16 protein-coding genes and 1 tRNA gene are annotated in these 26,487 nt (G+C 69.9%); 13 read left to right on the plus strand and 4 right to left on the minus strand.

All coding sequences use genetic code 11. The features are described 5' to 3' along the window. Positions 1-377: 377 nt before the first annotated feature. Positions 378-450: transfer RNA gene (locus ACGFNN_RS31705), tRNA-Thr, on the plus strand. 98 nt (positions 451-548) lie between these two features. Here ACGFNN_RS31705 and ACGFNN_RS31710 read toward each other — a convergent pair. Further along, positions 549-1,193, minus strand: a complete 645-nt coding sequence (locus ACGFNN_RS31710) for a dihydrofolate reductase family protein (protein WP_393561107.1) — start codon at positions 1,191-1,193, stop codon at positions 549-551. Between the two features lie 312 nt (positions 1,194-1,505). Continuing rightward, positions 1,506-4,133, minus strand: coding sequence for a SpoIIE family protein phosphatase (locus tag ACGFNN_RS31715; RefSeq protein WP_393561109.1), 2,628 nt, complete (start codon positions 4,131-4,133; stop codon positions 1,506-1,508). 402 nt (positions 4,134-4,535) lie between these two features. On the opposite strand from ACGFNN_RS31715, the gene ACGFNN_RS31720 reads away from it, so the two are divergent. From ACGFNN_RS31720 to ACGFNN_RS31770, 11 genes are all read left to right on the plus strand, one after another. Further along, positions 4,536-9,974 carry a HAMP domain-containing protein gene (locus tag ACGFNN_RS31720; protein ID WP_393561111.1) on the plus strand — a complete coding sequence of 1,813 codons (5,439 nt, stop codon included), beginning with the start codon at positions 4,536-4,538 and terminating at the stop codon, positions 9,972-9,974. Positions 9,975-10,218: 244 nt separating this feature from the next. Further along, positions 10,219-10,902: a response regulator gene (locus tag ACGFNN_RS31725; RefSeq protein ID WP_362554833.1), complete on the plus strand. Its 684-nt coding sequence runs from the start codon at positions 10,219-10,221 to the stop codon at positions 10,900-10,902. Between the two features lie 109 nt (positions 10,903-11,011). Then, entirely contained in the window at positions 11,012-13,771 is a 2,760-nt protein-coding gene (locus ACGFNN_RS31730; RefSeq protein ID WP_393561113.1) for a DNA translocase FtsK, read from the plus strand. A gap of 213 nt (positions 13,772-13,984) precedes the next feature. After that, a complete protein-coding gene (locus tag ACGFNN_RS31735; RefSeq protein WP_362554837.1) occupies positions 13,985-14,785 on the plus strand; it encodes a helix-turn-helix domain-containing protein in 801 nt (266 codons plus the stop codon). Between the two features lie 182 nt (positions 14,786-14,967). Further along, positions 14,968-16,446, plus strand: a complete 1,479-nt coding sequence (rimO, locus tag ACGFNN_RS31740; RefSeq protein WP_393561115.1) for a 30S ribosomal protein S12 methylthiotransferase RimO — start codon at positions 14,968-14,970, stop codon at positions 16,444-16,446. After that, positions 16,443-17,273 (plus strand): CDP-diacylglycerol--glycerol-3-phosphate 3-phosphatidyltransferase, encoded by an 831-nt coding sequence (pgsA, locus tag ACGFNN_RS31745; protein WP_393561117.1) that lies wholly within the window; start codon positions 16,443-16,445, stop codon positions 17,271-17,273. Before rimO ends, pgsA begins: the two co-directional genes overlap by 4 nt. Continuing rightward, positions 17,270-17,782, plus strand: a complete 513-nt coding sequence (locus ACGFNN_RS31750) for a CinA family protein (protein WP_393561119.1) — start codon at positions 17,270-17,272, stop codon at positions 17,780-17,782. Before pgsA ends, ACGFNN_RS31750 begins: the two co-directional genes overlap by 4 nt. 109 nt (positions 17,783-17,891) lie before the next feature. Continuing rightward, positions 17,892-18,275, plus strand: coding sequence for a helix-turn-helix domain-containing protein (locus ACGFNN_RS31755; protein WP_014153702.1), 384 nt, complete (start codon positions 17,892-17,894; stop codon positions 18,273-18,275). 222 nt (positions 18,276-18,497) lie between these two features. Then, complete coding sequence (locus ACGFNN_RS31760; RefSeq protein WP_362554845.1) at positions 18,498-18,968, plus strand: DNA starvation/stationary phase protection protein; 471 nt, start codon at positions 18,498-18,500, stop codon at positions 18,966-18,968. A 76-nt stretch (positions 18,969-19,044) separates the two neighbouring features. Next, positions 19,045-19,239, plus strand: coding sequence for a CsbD family protein (locus ACGFNN_RS31765; RefSeq protein ID WP_393561121.1), 195 nt, complete (start codon positions 19,045-19,047; stop codon positions 19,237-19,239). Positions 19,240-19,610: 371 nt separating this feature from the next. Beyond that, positions 19,611-19,823 carry a hypothetical protein gene (locus tag ACGFNN_RS31770; protein ID WP_362554849.1) on the plus strand — a complete coding sequence of 71 codons (213 nt, stop codon included), beginning with the start codon at positions 19,611-19,613 and terminating at the stop codon, positions 19,821-19,823. A 65-nt stretch (positions 19,824-19,888) separates the two neighbouring features. Here ACGFNN_RS31770 and ACGFNN_RS31775 read toward each other — a convergent pair whose 3' ends face one another. Both ACGFNN_RS31775 and ACGFNN_RS31780 read right to left on the minus strand, forming a co-directional pair. Then, positions 19,889-20,695: an Fpg/Nei family DNA glycosylase gene (locus ACGFNN_RS31775; protein WP_393561123.1), complete on the minus strand. Its 807-nt coding sequence runs from the start codon at positions 20,693-20,695 to the stop codon at positions 19,889-19,891. 87 nt (positions 20,696-20,782) lie between these two features. Continuing rightward, positions 20,783-25,489 carry a DEAD/DEAH box helicase gene (locus ACGFNN_RS31780; RefSeq protein ID WP_393561125.1) on the minus strand — a complete coding sequence of 1,569 codons (4,707 nt, stop codon included), beginning with the start codon at positions 25,487-25,489 and terminating at the stop codon, positions 20,783-20,785. A 125-nt stretch (positions 25,490-25,614) separates the two neighbouring features. On the opposite strand from ACGFNN_RS31780, the gene ACGFNN_RS31785 reads away from it, so the two are divergent. Continuing rightward, complete coding sequence (locus tag ACGFNN_RS31785) at positions 25,615-26,478, plus strand: AraC family transcriptional regulator (protein WP_393561127.1); 864 nt, start codon at positions 25,615-25,617, stop codon at positions 26,476-26,478. Positions 26,479-26,487 lie beyond the last annotated feature (9 nt).

The raw sequence follows: 26,487 nt of genomic DNA on the forward strand, positions 1-26,487 counted from the left end.
GCAGGGGGGACCCTGTGGGAGAGTAGGACGCCGCCGAACAATTATTCCGGGAAAGCCCCGTGCCCTTGTGGCACGGGGCTTTTCTGCGTTCCGGGCACCTTTCGAGGCACGCCCCACGAGCCGCGGTCGACCGGGCGTCCTTCGACGGCCGGGAGAGGCGGAGCCTGTGCGCGGTCCAGGAGGACCTGAGGGCCGGCCGACGAGGCCCTCTCCCACTGCGGCGAAGCCCGCAGGCAGGCCATGAGGCGTTCTTGAGGGCACACTCCTTACGGCGTCACGAGGAGTCCTGGGTGCGCGTCGGCCGATGCCTCGTCAGGATGGTTTTGAGTACCCCTTCTTTCGGGGTATGCTTTAGCTCGTTGCCGCAGGGCAGCAAGGCCCCAATAGCTCAGTCGGTAGAGCGTCTCCATGGTAAGGAGAAGGTCTGCGGTTCGATTCCGCATTGGGGCTCGGTAGAGAAAGGCCCCCGCCACAGGCGGGGGCCTTTCCTGTTGTGCGGGTTCCTGAGCTATGCGGGCGAGTTCACCGACTCACGCCCCTGCAGCGGATCACTTTCGCCAGAAGAGGTGGTGGACCACCCCGCTGGAACTGGGCACGACATCCAGGTGGAACCGGTCGCGAAGTTCCTCCGGCGACTCCCAGAGCCGCAGGCCGGAGCCCACCTTCATGGGTGAGACGGCGACATGAAGGGTGTCGATCAGGTCGGCGTCCAGGAACTGGCGGATGGTGCCGACCCCACCGCCGAGCCGGACGTCCTTGCCGTCGGCCGCTTCACGAGCCTGCGCGAGGATCTCAGCCGGTTCACCGCCCACGAAGTGGAAGGTGGTGTCGGACAGGGTGAACGAAGGACGCGCGTGGTGCGTCATCACGAAGACCGGGGTGTGGAACGGAGGCTCCTCGCCCCACCAGCCCTGCCACTCCTCGTCGGCCCAGGGCCCGCGCTGAGGACCGAACTTGTTACGGCCCATGATCTCGGCGCCGATGTTGTGCGAGAAGTCCCGGGTCAGGTAGTCGTCGAGGCCCCGGCTGCCACCTTGGTTCGCGCGCCCGGGGAAGCTGGCGGTGGCGGTCGCCCACGAGAACAGGGCCCCTGGATCGACGTGGCCGAACGGCCTCTCCAGGGTCTGCTCCTCGCCGGCGCCGACGCCGTCGCTCGAGACGGTGAAGTTCTGGACTCTCAACAGCTGGGTCATGTGGTCCTCCTGGTACCGACAAACACAGATGGGACTCCCCGGGCCGGACGAACTCATCGCTGCGGCCGGTGCCGGGTGACCGCACCATCATCGACCTCCACCTGCTCCGAGTCCGCCCCGACATCGGCACGCGGGCACAGGACGCCCGCACAGCCCGTCAGGAGGAGGAAGGGGCCGGGGGACGGGGCGGTAGTCGCGTCGGACGTGAGGTCGGTCGGCGCGAGCTCAGCATCGAGCGCCGACCGATCTCACGTCACACCTGCCGGTTACGAGACGGATTCGGGCCGGCGGAGCACCGCGGCCGGACAGCCGTCAGACGTTGTGCGGCTCCGGTACGCGCATGGCCAGGATGGCCATGTCGTCGGACGCCGGTTCGGCCGCGAACCGTTCGACGGCGCGCAGGATGCGCCCCGCGACCGCTCCGGCCGTCAACCCCGTGCAGACGGCGAGGACATCGGCCAGACCGTCGTCCCCGAGCATGCGGGCACCCTCGCGGCGTTCGGTCACGCCGTCGGTCACGCACAGCAGCACGTCTCCGGGCTCCAGTGTGAGTTCCTGCTCGTACAGCTCCAGGTCCTCGATCACGCCGAGCAGAGGCTGCGGTTCGGCCGCCGGCTCCACCGAACCGTCCTGCCGCAGGCGCAGGGGGAGAGGGTGCCCCGCACAGACCACCTTCAGAAGGGCGCTGCCGTCCTCCTGGGGCCAGAGCTCCCCGTAGAGCAGGGTGAGGAAGCGGCTGCGCGCACCCTCGTCCAGGATCGCCGCGTTGAGGCGTTCCAGCACCGCCGGGCCTCCGAAGCCCTCGCGGGCGAGAAGCCGCAGTGCGTGCCGGGCGAGCCCGGTGACGGCCGCCGCCTCCGGGCCCGTGCCGCAGACATCTCCGATGGCGAAGCCGTAGGCGCCGTCGCGGATCGGGAAGACGTCGTAGAAGTCGCCACCGACCTCGTTGCCCTCGCCCGCCGCGCGGTAGATGACCTCGATCTCGACATTGGGTACGTCGGGCAGGCCGGGCGGCAGCAGGCTCCGCTGGAGCGACTGGCTGATCGCCATGCGCTCCGAGTAGAGGCGGGCGTTGTCGAGGGCGAGGGCCGCCCGCCGGGACAGGTCCTCGGCGAGCTCCAGAATCTCCTGGCGAAAGTGTTCGTCGGACGGCTTCCCGAGTGTGAGCATGCCGATCACACGGTTTCTCGCCACCAGGGGCAGGACCACGGTCTCACCGCCCACGGCGGCCGCGGTGGCCAGAGTGGTGCGGGCGGCGGTCCCCATGCTCAGGGGTACGTCGCTGCCGAGCGTGCGCTTGGAGATGCTCAGGGCGGCCCGGTGACCGGCCTCCGCGGGTGCGGGCCAGATGCGGGCACCAGGGGCGGGAACGGGTTCCGGGGGGTCGATGGAGGAGAGCAGGGCCTTCAGGCCGTCGATGCGCTCCTCGTCCTCATGGAGGACGTAGGAGAGATACGGCTCCGACGACTGGTCCGCGATGGTGTAGACGGCGCACCAGGTGGCCAGCGTGGGGACGGTCATCTGCGCCATCAGCGCCAGGGTCTGGTCCCGGTCCAGGGTGCCGGCCAGCAGGTCCGACGCCTCGACGAGGAAGGAGAGCGAACCGCGCCGCAGCCGCTCCAGCTCGCCGAGCCTGGCCGACTCGACGGCCAGGGCGATGCGGTCGGCCGAGAACTGGAGACGCAGGGCCTCCTCGTTGGAGTACCGGCCGGCCGACTCGGCGGCGACTCCGAGGGAACCGGTGAGGCGTCCCTCGACCTTCAGCGGGACGGTGACGACGGAACGCATCCCGGTGTCCACCAGCAGCGGCACCGCCCCCGGCACCACGGTGAGGTCCTCGTGGACTGCGGGCATGCGGGCTGACTGGTAGCGGCCCGTGCCGGCCTCGACCGGCACCCGTGCGAACCGCTGGCGGGCGGAGGGCAGGCCGGTCGTCGCCCGGACCTCGAGCTCGGTCTCGTCATCGGTGGCCAGGAGCAGGAAAGCCGCGTCCGCATCGAGCATGTCGCGGGCACGCTCCACCGTGCGCTGCAGCAGACCGTCAAGGTCGTCCGGGGCCGGGGACCCGATGAAGATCTCGAACGGGTCCGAGCTGCGGTTCTCGGCCGAGGCGTCGGAGACCGGGGCGCGCACCGGCGTCTGGAGCACGGCACGCTCGTAGTCGCGCACGAGGAGGCAGACGGTCGAAGGCTCGCCGTCCGCGTCGCGAACCCTCAGGTGGGACGCGTACACCGGGATGACCCTGCCGTCCGCGCCGCGGATGCCGTAGCTGCCCTCCCAGCGGGAGAGTTGCAGGGCGTCGGCGATCCCGGTGCTGGTGCCCGGAGTGTGGGGCCACGCGACGAAATCGGTCAGTTGCTTGCCGTCGACCTCCTCCGCGGCGTAACCGAAGAGGAAGGAGGCGTCGTCGTTCCAGGCCGCGACGGAGCCGGAGCCGTCGATCTGCACCACGGCCACCCGGACCCGCTGCTCCGCCACCGGCAGGAGGGACGTGGGCAGTACCGGGCTCGCCGAGCGGATACCCACCGGGCGTTCGGGAAGGTCCAGCTGGAACCAGACGTGCTTGTGCGTGGGCGTGTACTCGACGCCCCAGCGGGCGGCGAGCGCCGCACAGAGGAGCAGGCCCCGCCCGCCCTCACGGTCGGGACTGCCGAAGTCCAGACCGGAACTCTGCAGCGGGATCTCCCGCTCCGGGTAGTGGTCGGAGACCTCGACGCGCACGCCGTCCTCGGTGCGCAGGCACAGTACGTCCGCCGCCGTACCGGCGTGTACGACCGCGTTGGTCACGAGCTCACTGGTCAGAACGACGGCGTCGTCAACCACATCCGTGTAACCCCACCCCTGAAGGGTGTCGCGGACGAATGCGCGGGCGGTCGCGACCGAGCGTCCGACCGGATCGAAGGTGGCAGCCGCGCGCGCGGTGATCACAGCACTCCCCATTTGGTGTCTCGTCGCTTCCCCGAGTCCTGTGCCCGTATTTCGCCGCTTCGATTCGCCCTGCCAGGCTAGACGCTCGCCGGGAGTCCCGGGTACACGAGGGCGGAGTTGGGTACGTTGCGCGGGCAGCGGTTGTGCGCCCGGCGCACAACTATGGGTCTCCCGGTGAGGGAAATGGGCTGACCATGAGACCTTCCTCGCTCTCCCGTTCCGGCCTGGTACGTTTCAACGATTTGACGACCGCATAGTCACCCGAAGACGGTGTCCTGTGGCGGTGAGCCAAAGTGGAAGTGGGCAAGCTTCCGACAACGGCCGAGCGATACGGTCAACCCCGGCGGGAGGGACACGGTGGAGTCTGGCGTGGCGGCGCGGGGTTCAGGAACGCGCACAAAAGGCGGGCAGTCCGTGAAAAAGCAGCGCAATGGAACCGTCGAGGTCGACGCGGCAGCTCTGAACAGACTGCTCTCGGGCCTCGTGGCGATGCGTGACGGAAACTTCCGCAGGCGGCTCACCGTCTCCGGTGACGGCGTGCTCACGGAGATCGCCGCCGTCTTCAACGAGGTGGCCGACCGCAATCTCCACCTGACGGGCGAGCTCGCCCGGGTGCGCCGCGTGGTCGGGCGGGAGGGGAAGCTCACCGAACGGCTGGAGACCGGAGCCTGTGAGGGCTCCTGGGCGGCGGCGATCGACGCCTCCAACGAGCTCGTCGACGACCTGGCACGGCCGGTGTCCGAGGTCGGACGAGTACTCTCCGCGGTCGCCGATGGTGATCTCGAGCAGCGGATGGAGCTGCGCACCCACGCCGCGGACGAGACCGTACGCCCGCTGCGCGGTGAGTTCCTGAAGGTGGCGCGCACGGTCAACAACCTCGTCGACCAGCTGTCGGCCTTCACCGAGCAGGTGACACGCGTCGCCGTCGAGGTGGGTACCGAGGGCAAACTGGGCGGGCAGGCCCAGGTGCGCGGGATGTCCGGGTCCTGGAAGGACCTGACCGACTCCGTCAACACCATGGCCTACCGGCTCACCGCTCAGGTACGGGACATCGCCCTCGTCACCACCGCCGTGGCCAAGGGCGATCTGTCACGCAAGGTCACCGTCCATGTGGCCGGCGAGATGCTCCAGCTGAAGAACACCGTCAACACGATGGTCGACCAGCTGTCGTCCTTCTCGTCGGAGGTGACCCGGGTCGCCCGTGAGGTCGGCACCGAGGGCGAACTCGGCGGGCAGGCCACGGTTCCCGGGGTGGCCGGGGTCTGGAAGGACCTGACCGACTCCGTCAACACGATGGCCGGGAACCTCACCTCACAGGTGAGAGGGATCGCCGAGGTGACGACCGCGGTGGCCAACGGAGACCTGTCCCAGAAGGTCACCGTGAGCGCGCGGGGCGAGGTCGCCCAGCTCGCCGAGACGATCAACCAGATGACCGAGACGCTGCGTACGTTCGCCGACGAGGTGACCCGTGTGGCGAGCGAGGTCGGTGGAGAGGGCCTGCTGGGCGGGCAGGCCCAGGTGCCGGGGGCCGCGGGTACGTGGAAGGACCTCACCGACTCGGTGAACACGGTCTTCAGGAACCTGACGACCCAGGTGCGTGACATCGCGCAGGTGACCACGGCCGTGGCCAGTGGTGACATGACCCAGAAGGTCACCGTCGACGTGGCCGGCGAGATGCTGGAGCTGAAGAACACCGTCAACACGATGGTGGACCAGCTCCAGGCCTTCGGTTCCGAGGTGACCCGCGTCGCCCGCGAGGTCGGTGTCGAGGGACGTCTCGGCGGTCAGGCGGAGGTACCGGGGGCCGCCGGCACGTGGAAGGACCTCACCGACTCGGTGAACACCGCCTTCCGCAACCTCACCGGTCAGGTGCGCGACATCGCGCAGGTGACCACGGCCGTCGCCAACGGCGATCTGTCGCAGAAGGTCACCGTCGACGTGGCCGGCGAGATGCTGGAGCTGAAGAACACCGTCAACACGATGGTGGCCCAGCTGTCCAACTTCGCCGACCAGGTGACGCGGATGGCGCGAGACGTGGGCACGGAGGGCCGCCTGGGAGGCCAGGCACGCGTCGACGGTGTGTCCGGGACGTGGAAGGAGCTCACCGACTCCGTCAATTTCATGGCCGGGAACCTCACCTCCCAGGTGCGTCAGATCGCCCAGGTGACGACGGCGGTGGCGCGGGGTGACCTGTCGCAGAAGATCGACGTGGACGCCCGGGGCGAGATCCTGGAGCTGAAGAACACCATCAACACGATGGTCGACCAGCTCTCTGCCTTCGCCGACCAGGTGACCCGCGTCGCCCGAGAGGTGGGCACGGACGGCCGTCTGGGCGGTCAGGCCCAGGTACCCGGTGTCGCGGGCGTGTGGCGCGACCTGACGGACTCCGTGAACGGCATGGCCGGGAACCTCACCGCCCAGGTCCGCAACATCGCGCAGGTCGCCACGGCGGTGGCCCGCGGTGACCTGTCGCAGAAGATCGACGTGGACGCCCGGGGCGAGATCCTGGAGCTGAAGAACACCCTCAACACGATGGTCGACCAGCTGTCCAACTTCGCCGAGCAGGTGACGAGGGTCGCCCGTGAGGTGGGTACGGAGGGCATCCTCGGCGGCCAGGCCGAGGTGCAGGGCGTATCCGGCACCTGGAAGGACCTGACCCAGTCCGTCAACGGCATGGCGAACAACCTGACCCTCCAGGTCCGCAACATCGCCGAGGTCACCACCGCGGTCGCCAAGGGCGATCTCTCCAAGAAGATCACCGTCGACGCCAAGGGCGAGATCCTCGAACTGGTCACGACCGTCAACACGATGGTCGACCAGCTGATGAACTTCGGCGACGAGGTGACGAGGGTCGCCCGCGAGGTGGGTACCGAGGGCATCCTCGGCGGCCAGGCCCGGGTGCGGGGTGCGACGGGCATCTGGAAGGACCTCAGCGAGAACGTCAACCTGATGGCCAACAACCTCACCAGCCAGGTGCGGAACATCTCCCGGGTCTCGTCCGCCGTCGCCAACGGCGATCTGACGAAGAAGGTCACAGTCGAGGCACGCGGCGAGGTCGCCGAACTCGCCGACACCGTCAACACGATGGTGACGACGCTCTCCTCGTTCGCCGACGAGGTCACGCGCGTGGCGCGTGAGGTGGGCACCGAGGGGGCGCTGGGAGGCCAGGCTCGTGTGCCGGGTGTCTCGGGGACGTGGAAGGACCTCACCGAGTCGGTGAACTCGATGGCGTCCAACCTGACCGGGCAGGTGCGGCAGATCGCCGCGGTCACCACCGCCATCGCGAAGGGCGATCTCACGAAGAAGATCGACATCGACGCGCGCGGTGAGATCCTGGAGCTGAAGAACACCATCAACACGATGGTCGACCAGCTCTCCTCCTTCGCCGAGCAGGTGACCCGCGTCGCCCGCGAGGTGGGTACCGAGGGGCAGTTGGGCGGTCAGGCCCGCGTCCGGGACGTCGACGGCACCTGGCGCGACCTCACCGAGTCGGTGAACGAGATGGCCGGCAACCTGACCCGGCAGGTGCGCGCCATCGCGGCCGTGGCCACCGCGGTGACGCGCGGCGATCTGAACCTCAAGATCGACGTGGACGCGGCCGGCGAGATCCAGGTCCTCCAGGACAACATCAACACGATGATCGCCAACCTGCGCGACACCACACTCGCCAACAAGGAACAGGACTGGCTCAAGGGGAACCTCGCCCGGATCTCCGGCCTGATGCAGGGCCGCCGCGACCTCGACGACGTCGCCTCGCTGATCATGAGCGAACTCACCCCGGTCGTCTCCGCGCAGCATGGGGCGTTCTTCCTCGCCATGTCCACCGGGGACGGGGACGAGGTCGGGTCCGACACCGGCAAGGAGAACTCGTACGAGCTGCGGATGCGCGGCAGTTACGGCTATTCGGCGGGCTCCATGCCGACGTCCTTCAGGCCGGGCGAGACCCTCATCGGCACCGCCGCCGAGGAGAAGCGGACGATCCAGGTGGACAACGTTCCGCCGGGGTACCTGAAGATCTCCTCGGGCCTGGGCGAGGCGCCGCCCGCCCATGTGATCGTGCTGCCGGTGGTCTTCGAGGGCCAGGTGCTCGGGGTCATCGAACTCGCCTCGTTCCAGCCGTTCACGCACATCCAGCGGGACTTCCTCAACCAGCTTGCCGAGATGATCGCCACGAGCGTCAACACCATCAGCGTGAACACGAAGACGGAGAAGCTCCTCGAACAGTCCCAGGAGCTCACCGAGCAGCTCCGGGACCGTTCCCAGGAGCTGGAGAACCGGCAGAAGGCCCTCCAGGCGTCCAACGCCGAACTGGAGGAGAAGGCCGAGCTGCTGGCTCAGCAGAACCGCGACATCGAGGTCAAGAACACCGAGATCGAGGAGGCGCGTCAGGTCCTCGAGGAGCGAGCCGAACAGCTCGCCGTCTCCATGCGGTACAAGTCCGAGTTCCTGGCCAACATGTCGCACGAGTTGCGCACCCCGCTCAACTCCCTGCTCATCCTGGCCAAGCTGCTCGCGGACAACGCCGAGGGGAACCTCTCGCCGAAGCAGGTGGAGTTCGCCGAGACGATCCACGGAGCGGGGTCCGACCTGCTCCAGCTGATCAACGACATCCTCGACCTGTCCAAGGTCGAGGCGGGCAAGATGGACGTCAGCCCCACCCGGATCGCCCTGGTCCAGCTGGTCGACTACGTGGAGGCGACGTTCCGGCCGCTGACGGCGGAGAAGGGGCTCGACTTCTCCGTACGGGTGTCGCCCGAGCTCCCCGCCACGCTGCACACGGACGAGCAGAGGCTGCTTCAGGTACTGCGCAACCTCCTGTCCAACGCGGTGAAGTTCACCGATAGCGGCGCCGTGGAGCTGGTGATCAGGCCGGCCGGAGCCGATGTGCCGAACTCCATCAGGGAACACCTGCTGGAGGCGGGCTCGCTGCGTGACGCGGACGGCGACCTGATCGCGTTCTCCGTGACGGACACCGGGATCGGCATCGCCTCCAGCAAGATGCTGGTGATCTTCGAGGCGTTCAAGCAGGCCGACGGAACGACCAGCCGCAAGTACGGCGGGACGGGTCTCGGCCTCTCCATCAGCCGGGAGATCGCACGGCTGCTGGGCGGTGAGATCCACGCCGCGAGCGAACCTGGACGTGGCTCGACCTTCACGCTGTATCTGCCGCTGCACGCCAGTGAGTTGCCGCCTCAGGGGTATCCGCAGGCGGGGGCCGGCCCCATCGAGGCGCACGGCGCTTCCGGTGAGGGAGCCCTCCACCTGGAGGCCCCGCAGGACAGTGCGGCGCAGCTGCCCCTGGGCGACCCCGCGGGCTCCGCGGGTGTGTTCAGGCGCCGGCGCAAGGCGCTCGGAGGGGGTGCGGGGCGTCCTGCGCTGCCCAACGGCGGCCAGGCCGAGGCTGCTCCCTCCGCGGCGCCGGAGGAGTGGGTGCAGAGCGCCCAGGAAGAGCCGGAGCCCCGCAGGACGTTCCGCTTCCAGGGGGAGAAGGTGCTGATCGTCGACGACGACATCCGCAACGTGTTCGCCCTCACCAGCGTGCTGGAACAGCACGGCCTGTCCGTGCTGTACGCGGAGAACGGGCGCGAGGGCATCGAAGTACTCGAACAGCACGACGATGTGACGATCGTGCTGATGGACATCATGATGCCCGAGATGGACGGTTACGCGACGACGACGGCGATCCGCCGGATGCCGCAGTTCGCCGGGCTGCCGATCGTCGCGCTGACGGCCAAGGCGATGAAGGGCGACCGCGAGAAGGCGATCGACTGCGGGGCTTCCGACTACGTGACCAAGCCGGTCGATTCCGACCACCTGCTGTCCGTGATGGAGAAGTGGATGAGCGGAGAGTGACCGGCCACGGAGGTGATCTCCGGAATCGGCCCGCCGGTTGTCACCGTGCGGGTGTGACCGAGCGGATTCCGGGGAACCTTCTGGTCTTCGGCCACGTTTTCGCTCTGTGCACAGTGACATCGCGGTGACAGGGTGTGGTGATGGGCGGGGTGCGGCTACCATGACCGGCACAAGGACGGACGGCGTAAGGGAGTCGTCCCCTGGGGCGGCACCCGGTGCGATTCCGGGGCGAGGAGGACGGGCCATGGTGCAGAAGGCCAAGATCCTCCTGGTCGATGACCGGCCGGAGAATCTGCTGGCGCTGGAGGCCATCCTCTCTGCGCTCGATCAGACACTGGTCCGGGCATCGTCAGGGGAGGAAGCGCTCAAGGCGCTGCTCACGGACGATTTCGCGGTCATTCTGCTGGACGTACAGATGCCCGGTATGGATGGATTCGAGACTGCCGCGCACATCAAGCGGCGGGAGCGGACACGGGACATCCCGATCATCTTCCTGACCGCGATCAACCACGGCCCGCACCACACCTTCCGGGGTTATGCGGCCGGCGCCGTGGACTACATCTCGAAGCCGTTCGACCCCTGGGTGCTGCGCGCCAAGGTCTCGGTCTTCGTCGAGCTGTACATGAAGAACTGCCAGCTCCGCGAACAGGCGGCGCTCCTGCGGCTCCAGCTCGAAGGCGGCGGTGTCCACCACGGTGCCGAGGAGAAGGAACCTGCCGGGCTGCTCGCCGAGCTCTCGGCGCGGCTCGCCGCCGTGGAGGAGCAGGCTGAGGCCCTCTCCAAGCAGTTGGACGACGAGTCGGCGGACGCGGCGGCCGTGGCCACCGCTGCCCATCTCGAAAGAAAGCTGACGGGCCTGCGTCGCGCACTCGACGCACTGGAGCCCGGTGCGGGCGGCTCCGCCGCCGCTCTTCCCTCCCAGGGCTGACCACCGCTGCTGAGGGGGCGTCAGTTCTGCGCCCCTGCAAGGGCGACACGGACGGGTGAAGCCGTAGGCACACGTGTCCACCGGCGTCGGCACCGGTAACCTCAGTCACATGGCCTCACGTACGTCCGGCAAGGGTTCCCTGGGTGCGGCGGGCACCGCCAAGCGCGCCGGCCGTACCCAGGGACCTGCCAAGAAAGCCGCGCCCGCCAAGAAGGCGGCGGCGAAGAAGACCGTGCCCGTGAAGAAGGCGCCCGCCAAGAAGGCGGCGGTGAAGAAGCCCGCACCGTCCCCCACGGGGGGCGTGTACCGGCTGGTGCGTGCCGTCTGGCTGGGCACCGCCCACGGGGTGGGGGCGGTCTTCCGCTCCATAGGGCGCGGTGCGAAGGGACTTGACCCGGCACACCGCAAGGACGGGCTCGCCCTGCTGCTGCTCGGTCTCGCGCTCGTCGTCGCCGCCGGTACCTGGTCGCGTCTGAAGGGTCCTGTCGGGGACCTCGTGGAGATGCTCGTGACCGGGGCCTTCGGCCGGCTCGACCTCCTTGTCCCGATACTGCTGGGCGCCGTTGCCGTACGGCTCATCCTCTATCCGGAGAAGCCCGAGGCCAACGGCCGGATCGTCATCGGGCTCTCCGCCCTCGTCGTCGGGGTGCTCGGACAGGTCCACATCGCCTGCGGTTCACCCGGCAGGGACGACGGAACCGCCGCGCTGCAGGACGCCGGAGGGCTCATCGGCTGGGCGGCGTCCCAGCCCCTCGTGTTCGCCATGGGCGAGGTGCTCGCCGTCCCGCTGCTCCTGCTGCTGACGGTCTTCGGACTCCTCGTCGTCACCGCCACCCCCGTCAACGCCATCCCCCGCAGGCTGCGCCAGCTCGGGGTGAGACTCGGCATCGTCGACCCCGCCCACGAACCGGGTGACGAGCTGGGGGAGGACGACGAGCGGTACGACGAGCAGTGGCGCGAAGCGCTGCCCGAGCGTGCGCGGCGCACCCCGGGACGCCGGTCCGACGCGGACGACGCCTACGACCCGGACCAGGCCGAGGGCGAGGCACTGGCCAAGCGGCGGCGCCCCCGCAGGCCGTCCGCCCAGCCGGCCATGAACCGCACCATGGACGCCGTCGACGTGGCAGCGGCAGCCGCGGCGGCGCTGGACGGCGCGGTGCTCAACGGCATGCCTCCTTCGCCGGTCGTGGCAGACCTGACCCAGGGCGTCTCCGCCGAGCGCGAGCGGACCGGCACACCGGTACCCGGAGCCAGGTCGGCGGAGAAGACCCGGCCGGGCGGCGCGGGTCAGGACAAGGACTCCGGGACCGGTGGCGTGCCGGACCTGACGAAGCCCGCCCCGGAGCCGTCGCAGTCCCTGCCCGCCCGGGCCGAGCAGCTCCAGCTCTCCGGCGACATCACCTACTCGCTGCCCTCGCTGGACCTTCTGGAGCGGGGCGGCCCGGGAAAGACGCGCAGCGCCGCCAACGACGCGGTGGTCGCCTCGCTCACCAACGTCTTCACCGAGTTCAAGGTCGACGCGCGGGTCACCGGCTTCACGCGCGGTCCGACGGTGACCCGGTACGAGGTCGAACTCGGTCCCGCCGTGAAGGTCGAGCGGATCACCGCCCTGACGAAGAACATCGCCTACGCGGTGGCGAGCCCGGACGTCCGGATCATCTCGCCGATCCCCGGCAAGTCCGCTGTCGGCATCGAGATTCCCAACTCAGACCGGGAGATGGTCAATCTCGGCGACGTCCTGCGCCTCGCGGACGCGGCCGAGGACGACCACCCCATGCTCGTCGCGCTGGGCAAGAACGTCGAGGGCGGCTACGAGATGGCCAATCTCGCGAAGATGCCGCACGTCCTGGTCGCCGGTGCGACCGGCTCCGGCAAGTCCTCCTGCATCAACTGCCTGATCACCTCGATCATGGTGCGGGCGACCCCCGAGGACGTACGCATGGTGCTCGTCGACCCCAAGCGGGTGGAGCTCACCGCGTACGAGGGCATCCCTCACCTGATCACGCCCATCATCACCAACCCGAAGAAGGCCGCCGAGGCGCTCCAGTGGGTCGTGCGCGAGATGGACCTGCGCTACGACGACCTCGCGGCCTACGGCTACCGGCACATCGACGACTTCAACCACGCGGTGCGAAACGGCAAGGCGAAGGCGCCAGAGGGCAGCGAACGTGAGCTCTCGCCCTACCCGTATCTGCTGGTCATCGTCGACGAGCTGGCGGACCTCATGATGGTGGCCCCGCGCGACGTCGAGGACTCCATCGTCCGCATCACCCAGCTGGCGCGCGCGGCGGGCATCCACCTGGTGCTGGCCACGCAGCGGCCCTCCGTCGACGTGGTGACCGGTCTGATCAAGGCCAACGTGCCCTCCCGGCTCGCCTTCGCGACGTCCTCGCTCGCCGACAGCCGGGTGATCCTCGACCAGCCCGGCGCCGAGAAGCTCATCGGTAAGGGTGACGGACTGTTCCTGCCGATGGGGGCGAACAAGCCGACCCGGATGCAGGGGGCCTTCGTCACCGAGGACGAGGTCGCGGCCGTCGTCCAGCACTGCAAGGACCAGATGGCCCCCGTCTTCCGCGAGGACGTGGTGGTCGGCACCAAGCAGAAGAAGGAGATCGACGAGGACATCGGCGACGACCTCGACCTGCTCTGCCAGGCGGCCGAGCTCGTCGTCTCCACCCAGTTCGGGTCCACCTCGATGCTCCAGCGCAAGCTCCGGGTGGGCTTCGCCAAGGCCGGACGGCTGATGGACCTGATGGAGTCCCGCAACATCGTGGGTCCCAGCGAGGGATCCAAGGCGCGCGATGTCATGGTGAAGCCGGACGAACTGGACGGTGTGTTGGCCGTCATTCGTGGGGAAACCGCTTCGTAGGAGTTTTGCGGGCAACCGTTTCGCCCGGCCGTACGTCAAGTTGAAAGGAGGAGCAGCGGGATGCTCCGTCTTGCTCTCCGTCCTCCGTCCTGCCCGAGGGGCTGTCCGGCGAACCCGATGGCGTACAAAGTCGTCGCTCCCGGTTGCCCCACCCTTTCGTACCACCCCTAGACTGAACATCCAGCAGGTGGCTCACGCTCGAAAGGCGCCCCCGTGTCCATCGGCAACTCCCCCGAAGACGACCGGCCTTCGATCGGTCGCGCGCTTCAGCAGGCTCGTATCGCCGCAGGTCTGACGGTCGAGGAAGTCAGCAGCTCCACCCGGGTGCGCATCCCCATCGTGCACGCGATCGAGGAGGACGACTTCTCCCGCTGCGGCGGCGACGTCTACGCACGCGGCCACATCCGTATGCTCGCCCGCGCCGTCCGGCTCGACCCCGATCCACTGATCGAGGAATTCGACGCCGAGCACGGCGGCCGTCCGGCGCCCACCCCCGCGGCGCCGCTGTTCGAGGCCGAGCGGATCCGCTCGGAACCCCGTCGGCCCAACTGGACCGCGGCCATGGTCGCGGCGATCGTGGCCGTCGTCGGGTTCGTGGGCTTCACGCTCTTCAGCGGCGACGACGAGGGGTCGGGTTCGGCGCAGGTCGCCGAGGGCTCGACACCTGACAAGACCACCCCCACACCCACCCCCACCAAGCCGGCCGACCCCAAGCCCGCACCCTCCGAGAGCGCCATCGCCGCGGCTCCCCGGGACAAGGTGACGGTGAGGCTGAGCGCCACCGAGGGCAAGAGCTGGATCTCGGCCAAGGACCACAGCGGACGGCTGCTCTTCGACGGGCTGCTGAACGAAGGTGACTCCAAGACCTTCCAGGACAAGGAGCGTGTCGATCTAGTCCTCGGCGACGCCGGGGCGATCGACCTCTTCGTGAACGGCAAGAAGGTCGACGACGAGTTCGAGCCCGGTCAGGTCGAGCGGCTTTCGTACACCAAGGGTGACCCCGAGGTCGGCTGACCCGGACGGCCCCGTTCCGCCCACCCCTCTCCTCGTACGGCGAGTGCCCGGCAGTCCTGCCGGGCACTCGCCGTCTTCGTGCGGGTCGCCTTCACCTCCGTTTCACCCGCTGTTCGGTCACTCCCCGTAGCGGTGAACCCTGCACGGCAGCGGCGGTGCCGGGACAAAGTAGTCTTGAGTCCATGCCCGAACGCCGTACCGTCGCCCTTGTCACTCTCGGATGCGCCCGTAACGAGGTGGACTCGGAGGAGCTCGCAGGCCGCTTGGCAGCGGACGGCTGGGAGCTCGTCGAGAACGCCACGGACGCGGATGTCGCCGTCGTCAACACCTGTGGGTTCGTGGAGGCCGCCAAGAAGGACTCCGTCGACGCCCTGCTCGAAGCCAATGATCTGAAGGACCACGGCAGAACCCAGGCCGTCGTGGCCGTCGGCTGCATGGCCGAGCGCTACGGCAAGGACCTCGCCGAGGCGCTGCCGGAAGCGGACGGCGTCCTTGGATTCGACGACTACGCCGACATCTCCGACCGTCTGCAGACCATCCTCAGCGGAGGCGTCCACGCCTCCCACACGCCCCGCGACCGGCGCAAGCTGCTGCCGATCAGCCCGGCCGAGCGGCAGGACGCCGCGGTCTCGCTGCCCGGGCACGCCCAGGAGGCCGCTCCGGCCCCCGCGGACCTGCCGGAAGGGATCGCGCCCCTGTCGGGGCCCCGGGCGCCACTGCGCCGCAGGCTCGGGACCAGCCCGGTCGCCTCGGTGAAGCTCGCCTCCGGCTGCGACCGGCGCTGCTCCTTCTGCGCCATTCCGTCCTTCCGCGGCTCCTTCATCTCCAGGCGCCCGTCCGACGTCCTCCAGGAGACGCGCTGGCTCGCCGAGCAGGGCGTCAAGGAGGTCATGCTGGTCTCCGAGAACAACACCTCCTACGGGAAGGACCTCGGGGACATCCGGCTCCTGGAGACCCTGCTCCCCGAGCTCGCCGACGTCGACGGGATCGAGCGCATCCGCGTCAGCTATCTGCAGCCCGCCGAGATGCGGCCGGGGCTGATCGACGTACTCACCTCGACGCCCAAGGTCGCGCCGTACTTCGACCTCTCCTTCCAGCACTCGGCTCCCGGCGTCCTGCGGGCCATGAGGCGGTTCGGGGACACGGACCGTTTCCTCGAGCTGCTGGACACCATCCGGAGCAAGGCGCCGCAGGCCGGTGCGCGCTCCAACTTCATCGTGGGCTTCCCCGGTGAGACGGAGGCGGACCTCGCGGAGCTGGAACGCTTCCTCACCGGAGCGCGTCTGGACGCCATCGGCGTCTTCGGGTACTCCGACGAGGAGGGCACGGAGGCCGTGGGCTACGAGAACAAGCTGGACGCCGACGTCATCGCGGAGCGTCTCGCCCACATCTCGCAGCTCGCCGAGGAGCTGACCTCCCAGCGGGCGGAGGAGCGGGTCGGCGAGACGCTGCAGGTCCTCGTCGAATCGGTCGAGTCCGACGAGGACGGCCCCGTCGCGGTGGGCAGAGCGGCGCACCAGGCACCGGAAACGGACGGCCAGGTCGTCTTCACCACACGCGAAGGGCTCGTTCCGGGCCGTATGGTCGAAGCGAAGGCAGTGGGCACCGAGGGAGTGGACCTCGTGGCCGAACACCACGAGCTCGCGGAGGCAGCCAGATGACGGGAGCCCCGGCATCCGCGGCAGGCGGCACCGGCGCGACGCCGGCGCCCCGCGGCGGCAAGCTGGGTGCGGCCGCCGTCAACCAGGCCGGCCTCTGGAACATCGCGAACATCCTCACCATGGTGCGGCTGGTCCTGGTGCCGGTCTTCGTCCTGCTGCTGCTGCACGGCGGCGGCTACGACCCGGTCTGGCGGTCGTTCGCCTGGGCCGCGTTCGCCGTCGCGATGATCACGGACGTCTTCGACGGACATCTCGCGCGCACCTACAACCTCGTCACCGACTTCGGGAAGATCGCCGATCCGATAGCGGACAAGGCGATCATGGGTGCGGCACTGATCTGCCTGTCCGCGCTCGGTGACCTGCCGTGGTGGATCACCGGTGTGATCCTCTTCCGGGAGCTCGGCATCACGCTGATGCGCTTCTGGGTCATCCGGCACTCGGTGATCCCGGCCAGCCGAGGCGGCAAGCTGAAGACACTCGCCCAGGGCATCGCCGTGGGCATGTACGTCCTCGCGCTGACCGGCCCGCTGGCCACGATGCGCTTCTGGGTGATGATGGCCGCCGTCGTGCTGACGGTCGTCACAGGCCTCGACTACGTGCGCCAGGCTGTCGTCCTGCGCCGGCGTGGGCTGGCCGCCGAGCGGGCCGCCGCGCTGGAGGCGGTGGCGGCGGCAGCGGACACCGAGGGAGCCACCGGGGGCGCATGCGTCGCGGAGTCCGTGGACGGTGAGCGCGCGGACCGCGTGGAGCCGGTCGTGGAGCCGCTGGGCGGACAGATCGGCGGGGGCGTCGCCGGGGGCCGGGGGACGGCGGAGGCCGAACGGTGACGTCCGGGGCGGCCCAGGTGCTGCTGCGGCTTCAGGGGCGCGGGGAGACGCTCGCCGTCGCCGAGTCCCTCACCGGAGGTCTGGTCGCCGCGGAGCTCACCTCCGTGCCCGGGGCCTCACAGGTGTTCCGTGGGTCCGTCACGGCCTATGCCACGCCGCTCAAGCGCGATGTCCTGGGCGTGGACGGCACGCTCCTGGCCGAGCGCGGAGCCGTGGATCCCGAGGTCGCACAGGCCATGGCCACCGGCGTGCGCCGCGTCCTCTCCGCGGACTGGGGGATCGCGACGACAGGGGTGGCGGGTCCCGGAGCCCAGGACGGAAAGCCTGTGGGCACGGTCTTCATCGCCGTGGCCGGACCGGGCGGTACGGAGAAAGTCGCCGAGCTGAGGTTGAACGGCGGTCGGGCGGACATCCGTAAGGAGAGTGTGCGGGGCCTGCTCGAGCTGCTCTCCGGCGAACTCGGCGAAAATGCGAGGGCACAGGATACGGAACACAACGGGGGGAATTGATGTTTACAGCCCTGAGTGAACACGACATCGCTCCCCGCACGGCCGCAGCGCGAGGCGGTACGGTGGGGCGTGAAGGATGCGGCTACGCGGTCCGAGGAGGGAGCCACCGATGATTCTGCTCCGTCGCCTGCTTGGTGACGTGCTGCGTCGGCAGCGCCAGCGCCAAGGCCGTACTCTGCGCGAAGTCTCCTCGTCCGCCCGAGTCTCGCTCGGCTATCTCTCCGAGGTGGAGCGGGGGCAGAAGGAGGCATCCTCCGAGCTGCTCTCCGCCATTTGCGACGCGCTGGACGTACGGATGTCCGAGCTCATGCGTGAAGTGAGCGATGAACTGTCCCTGGCTGAGCTGGCCGAGTCGGCGGCAGCCAGTGATGCGGTGCCTGTACCAGTACGTCCGATGCTGAACTCCGTCTCCGTCGCGTCGGTCGCCGGCGTGCCGACAGGACGGGTGACCATCAAGGCGCCCGCGGAAGCTGTGGATGTGGTCGCTGCCTGACCGCATGGTTCGTGCTGTACGGAGTCCCGGTCGGCCCTCGTGGGCCGGCCGGGACTTTTGTGTGCCTGGAGTGTGCGGAGCGCGTTGCAGGGCAGGCGCATCGTGAGGCCGGTTGAAGGCTCTCCTGGAGGGAGCCCATCCGAATGACCGTTTTGCATCTTTTGTGCAATCGTGGACGGGTGGTAGGCCCCATAGCCAGCAGCTATCCGAACGGAGAATTGCATGTCTGTCGTCAAGAGTGCGCTGACCGAGGGCGACCGGAAGGTCGTGGGTGACGCACTGCAGGGCGCCCTGGTGGATCTGGTGGACCTTTCCCTGGTCGCCAAGCAGGTCCACTGGAACGTCGTCGGTCCCCGCTTCCGGTCCGTGCATCTGCAGCTCGACGAGGTCGTCGACACGGCGCGGCAGCACTCGGACACGGTCGCGGAACGGGCTTCGGCGGTCGGAGTCAACCCCGACGGACGGTCCAAGACCCTCGCGAAGACCACGGCCATCGACCTGGTGCCCGACGGCTGGATCAAGGACGTGGACGCGGTACGGGTACTGGTCGACGCCCTGCGGGTGGTCATCGACCGAATGCGGGAGCGGATCGAGGCGACCGCGGACCCGGACCCCGTCAGCCAGGACATCCTGATCGCGCTGACGGCCGATCTCGAGAAGCACGCGTGGATGTTCCAGGCCGAGAGCGCCTGACCTTCGAGCGCCTGACCTGCGACGAGGACCGTGAAACGGCGACCGGCGGTGCCGGTCGGAGAGTGAGGAGTGCGGCATGAGCGACGACAAGGCCATGGACAAGCTCAAGGGCAAGGCCAAGGAGGCCACCGGCAAGCTCACGGGCGACCGCCGCAAGGAGTCCGAGGGCAAGACCGACCAGACCAAGGCCAAGGCCGAGGAGGCTCTGGGCGGGGCCGGTGAGCGCGCCAAGGGCATCAAGGACTCCCTGACGGACAAGGACAAGCACTGAGGCGTGTTTCGGAGGTCCCGTCCGCCCCACAGGCGGACGACGCCACTTCGAAACGTGCCTCAGCCGCCTCGATCCAGCCACGTGTGTCCCCGGGCGAACGCCCGGGGACACACGTGTGCTCAGGCCATCGGTCTCCCGATCCTGCCCTGGGCCAGGGGGTCTGTCCCGGGGCGGGGGAGGCACGGCCCCGGATGCAGTGGGCGCCGACCCGGGGGAAACTGCGGGAGAGGGCCGGGAACCACCCTTCTCGACAACGGCCCAGGAGAGGGCGCGCACAGTCGTTCCATCAGCGTGACGCACGCCGGTCACGCATCGGTACGCCCTCCCGTCGGGCGATCGTGCCGTACTAGCGTCGGCCGGAGGAGGCAGCCATGGTGCGGCGATGGGTGCCGGCGTTCGCCCTCGGCGGTGTGTGGTGGTGGGCGGTGCTCAGGCTCCTCGTCGAGCCGGAGCGCGCCGGGCTGATAGAAGGCGCGGTCGTGGCCGGGGGGTGGGGGTTGAGCCTCCTTCCGGTCCACGTGGCCGCGGTCGCGAAGCCGGAGAGGCCGGCCGAGGAGCCGGACCGCAGGGACATATCCCCGTAGCTCCACCTCCGGAGGGGAAGTGGCGTCGTGCCGGGATCCGGACGGCGGTACCTGCCCCGTCGCCCTCAGCCTGTGGGGCCGGACTGGCACCCAGGGCACCAGTAGGTGGGCCGATCGTCCCGCTCCGCCACACGGATGAGGGTCCCGCAACGCATGCACGGGCGGCCCGCACGTCCGTAGACGAAGAGACGCTCCCTCGACCGGCTCCTTGCCAGAGCGGGCGTCGCCCCGGTGGTCGTCCGCATCGGACGGTCGCGGTTGGCCTCGAGAAGTTGCTTGGCCGTGCTGACCAGGAGTGCGGGGACCGGCGGCGCCAGCTCGCCCAACGGCAGCCAAGGTGTCGCACGGGCCATGAAGCAGAGTTCGCACATGTAGACGTTGCCGATACCGGCGAGATTCCGCTGGTCCAGAAGGGCATCTGCGATCCGGCGTCCCGGATCGGCCAGAAGGTTGCGCAGAGCGGTGTCCGGATCCCAGTCAGCCCCCAGGAGATCGGGGCCGAGATGACCTACCGCTTGGTCCTCGTCCTCGGTGCGGAGAAGCTCGACCACGGGCAGGCGGTAGCCGACGGCGGTCCGCTCCGAGTTTCCGAGCACGGCACGGATCTGATGGGCCGGCCCTCCCCGGGGGCGCTCACCAGGGCCGTACACGCGCCAGGCCCCCTCCATGCGCAGATGACTGTGAAGGGTGAGTCCGCCCTCGAACCGCGTGAGCAGATGCTTGCCGCGCGCCGTGACGTCCAGGACGAGGCTGCCCGTCAGATCGGCGGTGGCGAAGCGCGGAACCCGCAGGTCGAAGGCGGTCAGGACCCGACCCGACAGCGCGGTGTCGAGACGCCGCGCCGTCTGCAGGACCGTGTCGCCTTCGGGCATGCCTCCATGATGCGCGCACAGCACCGTCGGTGACCCGCGCCCACACCCCGGTCCGTGTCCGAACGCGTACCTGTCGGGAGCCGGGCCTCAGGCACGCAGCCGCAGACCGCGGGGCGTGGCGAGGAAGCCCGCCGCTTCCAGGGTGCGGCCCAGCGGCGAGGCGAGGGCGGAGGCGCCGTTGGTGCGCTCCACGGTGACCGTGCCGAGCCTCCCCGCGCGGGCTGCCGAAGCGAGTGCCTCGGCGGCGGCCCTGAGCGCCGGGTCGTCGGGATCCGTGGACCAGGAGAGCAGGGACTTGCCGCCCCGCTCCATGTACAGCGTCAGCTCACCGTCCACGAGGACGACCAGGGAGCCCGCCTTCCGGCCCGGTTTGTGGCCCGCCCCGTCCGGCGACTCGGGCCACGAGAGGGCCGCGCCGTACGCGTTGGCGGGATCGGCGGCGGCGAGGACGAGGGCGCGGGGAGCGGAGCCCGGGGCGGCGCGGTCCCGTGCGGTGGCGGCGGCCCTGAGACGGTCCACGGCTCCGTCCATGGCGAACTGGGCCGCCCCCAGGCCTTCCACCACATACCCACGCCGCGCCTGACCGCTGTCCTCGAACGCGGCGAGTACACGGTAGATCGCGGAGAACCCGCCCTCGACGCCCTCGGCCTGAACCGCGCCGCGGGTCACCACCCCGTGGCGGTCGAGGAGCGTGCGCGCCAGGGCGTGCGCGCGATGGGTCGGCTCGGGCTCGGCCGGAGGCAACAGCGACCATCGCCCCGACACCGTGGGCGGACCCGTACGGGAGGCGGGCCGTGCGGATCCCGTCAGCGAGCCGTAGCGTCCGCGCGGGACTGAGCGCCTGGCCCGGTGAGCGGTGGACCCGGCCGTGCGGCCCGATCCGAGGAGTGCCCGCAGCGGAGCGAGCGTGTCGTTGGTGAGGCGTCCGGACCACACGAGGTCCCAGATGGCGTCCGCCAGTTGGGGTTCGGTGCAGTCCGGGTGCGTGGTCGCGCGGACCTGGTCGGCGATCTGCCGGAAGAAGAGGCCGTAACCGCCGGAGAGGATCGTCAGCACCGAGTCGTGCAGTGCGGTCGTCTCCAGCGGGTGGGGAGGCGGAAGGAGCAGGGGCGCGCTGTCGGCCGGGTAGACGGAGAGCCAGCCGTCCTTGCCCGGCAGGGCCCCGGCTCCGGCCCAGACGATCTCCCCGGTGGTCGTCAGTTCGTCGAGCATCGCCGGGGAGTAGCCCATGACGCGGCTCGGCAGGATCAGTTTCTCCAGCGCGGACGCTGGGACGGGAGCGCCCTGCAACTGCTCGACGGCACGGGCCAGTCCGTCGATTCCGCGCAGGCTGTTGTCGCCGAGGTGCTGCCACTGGGGGAGGAAGCCGGCCAGGGCGGAGGGGGCCACCGGCTCCAGCTCCTCGCGGAGCGCGGCCAGCGAACGGCGGCGCAGCCGCCGCAGAACCGTCGAGTCGCACCATTCCTGGCCGATGCCCGCAGGGTGGAACTCACCCTGGACGACACGGCCCGACGCGGCGAGGCGCTGGAGTGCCCCGTCGGTCACGGCTGTCCCCAGGCCGAAGCGGTCCGCCGCCTGCGCGCTGGTGAACGGGCCGTGTGTACGGGCGTACCGGGCGAGGAGGTCTCCGAGCGGATCCTTGACCGGCTCGGTGAACGCCTCGGGGACACCCACCGGAAGCGCCGTGCCGAGTGCGTCGCGCAGCCTGCCCGAGTCCTCGACCGCCGCCCAGTGCGGGGCTCCGCCGAGGCGTACCTGGATGGCGCGTCTCGACGCCTCCAGCTCCTGCGCCCATCCGGACTCCGCTCCACGCTCCGCCAGTTCGGCGGTGGTGAGCGGCCCGAGGACGCGCAGGAGATCGGCGACCCCCTCGGTGTCCTTGATCTTCCTGTCGTCGGTCAGCCACTGCAGCTCACGCTCAAGCTCACCCAGGACATCCGCGTCGAGCAGCTCGCGCAGCTCCGCCCTGCCGAGCAGCTCCGCCAGGAGATGGGAGTCGAGGGAGAGCGCGGCGGCGCGCCGTTCGGCGAGGGGCGAGTCACCTTCGTACAGGAACTGCGCGACGTAACCGAAGAGGAGGGAGCGGGCGAACGGTGAGGGCTCGGGCGTGGTCACCTCCACCAGGCGGACCCGGCGCGACTCCAGATCGCCCATCAGCTCCGTGAGGCCCGGGACGTCGAACACGTCCTGGAGGCATTCGCGGACCGCTTCCAGGACGATCGGGAAAGAGCCGAACTCGGAGGCCACCTGCAGCAGCTGGGACGCGCGCTGACGCTGCTGCCACAGCGGTGTGCGCTTGCCCGGACTGCGCCGGGGCAACAGCAGGGCGCGCGCGGCGCACTCACGGAAACGGGAGGCGAACAGAGCCGAGCCGCCCACCTGTTCGGTGACCAGATCGCTGATCTCCCCCTGGTCGAACACCACATCCGTGGCACTCACCGGCGGCTGGTCGCCGTCGGGGCCCGAGGCGGGAGAACCGGGACCGGTGCGCGCGGAACCGGCGCTCGCGCCGGCCTGATCGGTCTGCGCGGGATCGAAGTCGAGGAGGTCGAGACCCATCAGATCGGCGTCGGGCAGCCGCAGGACGATGCCGTCGTCCGCGTGCATGACCTGTGCGTCCACGCCGTACCGCTCGCCGATCCGGGCGGACAGGGCGAGCGCCCAAGGGGCGTGCACCTGGGCGCCGAAGGGCGAGTGCACCACGATCCGCCAGTCGCCGAGCTCGTCACGGAACCGCTCGACGAGCACCGTCCGGTCGTCGGGGACATGACCGCAGGCGCGGCGCTGTTCGTCGAGGTAGGACAGGACGTTGTCCGCGGCCCAGCCGTCCAGCCCGGCAGCCAGCAACCGCAGCCTGGCGTCCTCGTCGGAGAGGGCGCCGACCTCCCGGAGGAACGCGCCGAGTGCGCGGCCCAGCTCCAGCGGGCGGCCCAGCTGGTCGCCCTTCCAGAACGGCAGTCTGCCCGGGACTCCGGGCGCGGGGGAGACCAGGACCCGGTCCCTGGTGATGTCCTCGATCCGCCAGGAGGTGGTGCCCAGGGTGAACACATCGCCGACGCGGGACTCGTAGACCATCTCCTCGTCCAGTTCACCGACGCGTCCGCCGCCCTTCTTCGGGTCGGCACCGGCCAGGAAGACGCCGAAGAGCCCGCGGTCGGGAATGGTGCCGCCCGAGGTAACGGCGAGGCGCTGGGCGCCCGGGCGGCCCGTGACCGTGCCGGTGACGCGGTCCCACACCACTCGGGGGCGCAACTCGGCGAAGGCGTCGGACGGGTAGCGTCCGGCGAGCATGTCGAGCACGGAGGTGAACGCGGACTCGGGCAGCGAGGCGAACGGGGCCGCCCGGCGGGCCAGGGCGAGCAGGTCGTCGGCCTGCCGGCTGTCGAGCGCGACCGTCGCGACGATCTGCTGGGCCAGCACGTCGAGCGGATTGGACGGGATCCGCAGGGCCTCGATGGCGCCGTCCCGCATCCGCTCGGTCACCACCGCCGCCTGCACCAGATCACCGCGGTACTTGGGGAAGACCACACCGGTGGACACGGCGCCGACCTGGTGGCCGGCCCGGCCCACCCGCTGCAGCCCAGAGGCGACGGACGGGGGTGACTCGACCTGGATCACCAGGTCGACCGCACCCATGTCGATGCCCAGCTCCAGGCTGGAGGTGGCGACCACGGCGGGCAGCCTCCCGGCCTTGAGGTCCTCCTCGACCTGCGAACGCTGCTCCTTGGACACCGAGCCGTGGTGGGCGCGGGCGAGCACGGCGGGCGCCCCCTTCGCGGCGCCGGACTGCGCCATGACCTCGGCGGGGGAGTGCGCCTCCGGCAGGCTCTCCCCGGCCTCGCCACCTTCTCCGGCCGCCGCTTCCAGAGCCCGCTCGTGGGCGATCTCGTTGAGCCGGTTGCACAGACGCTCCGCGAGACGCCTGGAGTTGGCGAAGACGATGGTGGAGCGGTGCGACTGGACGAGATCGGCGATCCGCTCCTCCACGTGGGGCCAGATCGACGGCTTCTCGGCCTGCCCGCCCTCGTCGCCCGTAGCCGGTGAGCCGCTCAGTTCGCCCAGATCCTCGACCGGGACCACGACCGAGAGATCGAACTCCTTGGCCGACGGGGGCTGGACGATCTCCACCTTGCGCTGCGGCGACAGGAACCGGGCGACCTCGTCGACCGGGCGGACCGTCGCCGACAGACCGATCCGGCGCGCCGGCCGCGGGAGCAACTCGTCCAGGCGCTCCAGGGACACCGCCATGTGCGCGCCGCGTTTCGTCCCCGCGACGGCGTGCACCTCGTCGACGATCACCGTCTCGATCCCGGCCAGCGCGTCCCTGGCCGAGGACGTGAGCATCAGGAACAGGGATTCAGGGGTGGTGATCAGGATGTCCGGCGGCCTGGTCGCCATCGAACGGCGCTCGGCCGCGGGGGTGTCACCGGAACGGATGGCCACCCGCACCTCCGGCTCGGGAAGGCCGAGACGCACCGACTCCTGACGGATTCCCGTGAGCGGAGAACGCAGGTTCCGCTCGACGTCCACGGCGAGTGCCTTCATCGGGGACACGTACAGCACCCGGCAGCGCTTCTTCGCCTCGGCGGGCGGCGGGGCGGCCGCCAGCCGGTCCAGGGAGGCCAGGAACGCGGCGAGGGTCTTGCCCGACCCCGTCGGCGCGACGACCAGCACGTCCGATCCCTCACCGATGGCCCGCCAGGCACCCTCCTGCGCCGCGGTGGGCGCGTCGAAGGCGGAGGTGAACCAGCCGCGGGTCGCGGGCGAGAACGAATCGAGTGCGGAACCGGCCATGCCCCCCATCGTGCACCCCGCCACTGACAACAGCCGCTGGACGTGACCGCCGTCGGCCCCTCCGCTCACGGCGCGGCCGCTCGTCCCCGCAGTCGTCCACGGCCCGGACCTGCGAGAATGCGCATATGGCGGAGAAGGGCAGGGACACGGAGTGGGCGCGGCACTGGCAGCACGCCGAGCTGCCCGGTGTCGATCTGCTCAGCGCCCGGTACGTCCGCCACACCTTCCCCCGGCACAGCCACGAGGGCTATGTCCTCGCCGCGATCACCAGCGGCGTCGAGGAGGTGGGCGTCCCCGACGGCACCGTGCGCGCGGGGCCCGGCACCGTCCTCATGATCAACCCGGAGGTCCCGCACACCGCGCGCGCCGGAACACCCGAGGGATGGGTCTACAACACGCTCTACCCCTCGGCGCAGGTCGTCAACGACGTAGCGGCGGAGATGTCGAGTGCGCGGGGAACGGCCGCCTTCACCGAGACCGGGGTCAGCGACCCCCGCGCCGCACGGCTCATCACCGAGGTCCACCGGGCGGCGGAGGAGGGCAACCCCCTGGCCGCGGACAGTGTCCTGCGCGTCATGGTCGCCCAGCTGCTCGACCGCCACGGCGGGACCATGCCGGCGAGGGCACCACGGTCCGCCGGAGCCCGGGACGCCGCACGCGCCCGAGCTGTTCTGGAGGAGCGGATGGAACGTCCGCCGACCCTCGAAGCGCTCGCTTCCGAGCTCGGCACCAGCCCCTTCGCCCTGCTGCGCGCCTTCCGGAACCAGTACGGGATGCCCCCGCACACCTGGCTGACCGATGCCCGGGTACGGCGTGCGCGCCGCCTGCTCGACGCCGGCACCACACCGGCCGAGGCCGCGATCGCGGTGGGCTTCACCGACCAGCCTCACCTCAACCGCCACTTCACCCGGATCGTCGGGGTGCCTCCCGGCGCGTACCGGCGTGAGCGCGCAGGAACGTACAAGACCAGCGGGAATGCCTCCCCGTAACCTTCCGGG

The organism is Streptomyces sp. NPDC048590, assembly GCF_043199535.1.
Classification (GTDB): Bacteria; Actinomycetota; Actinomycetes; order Streptomycetales; family Streptomycetaceae; genus Streptomyces.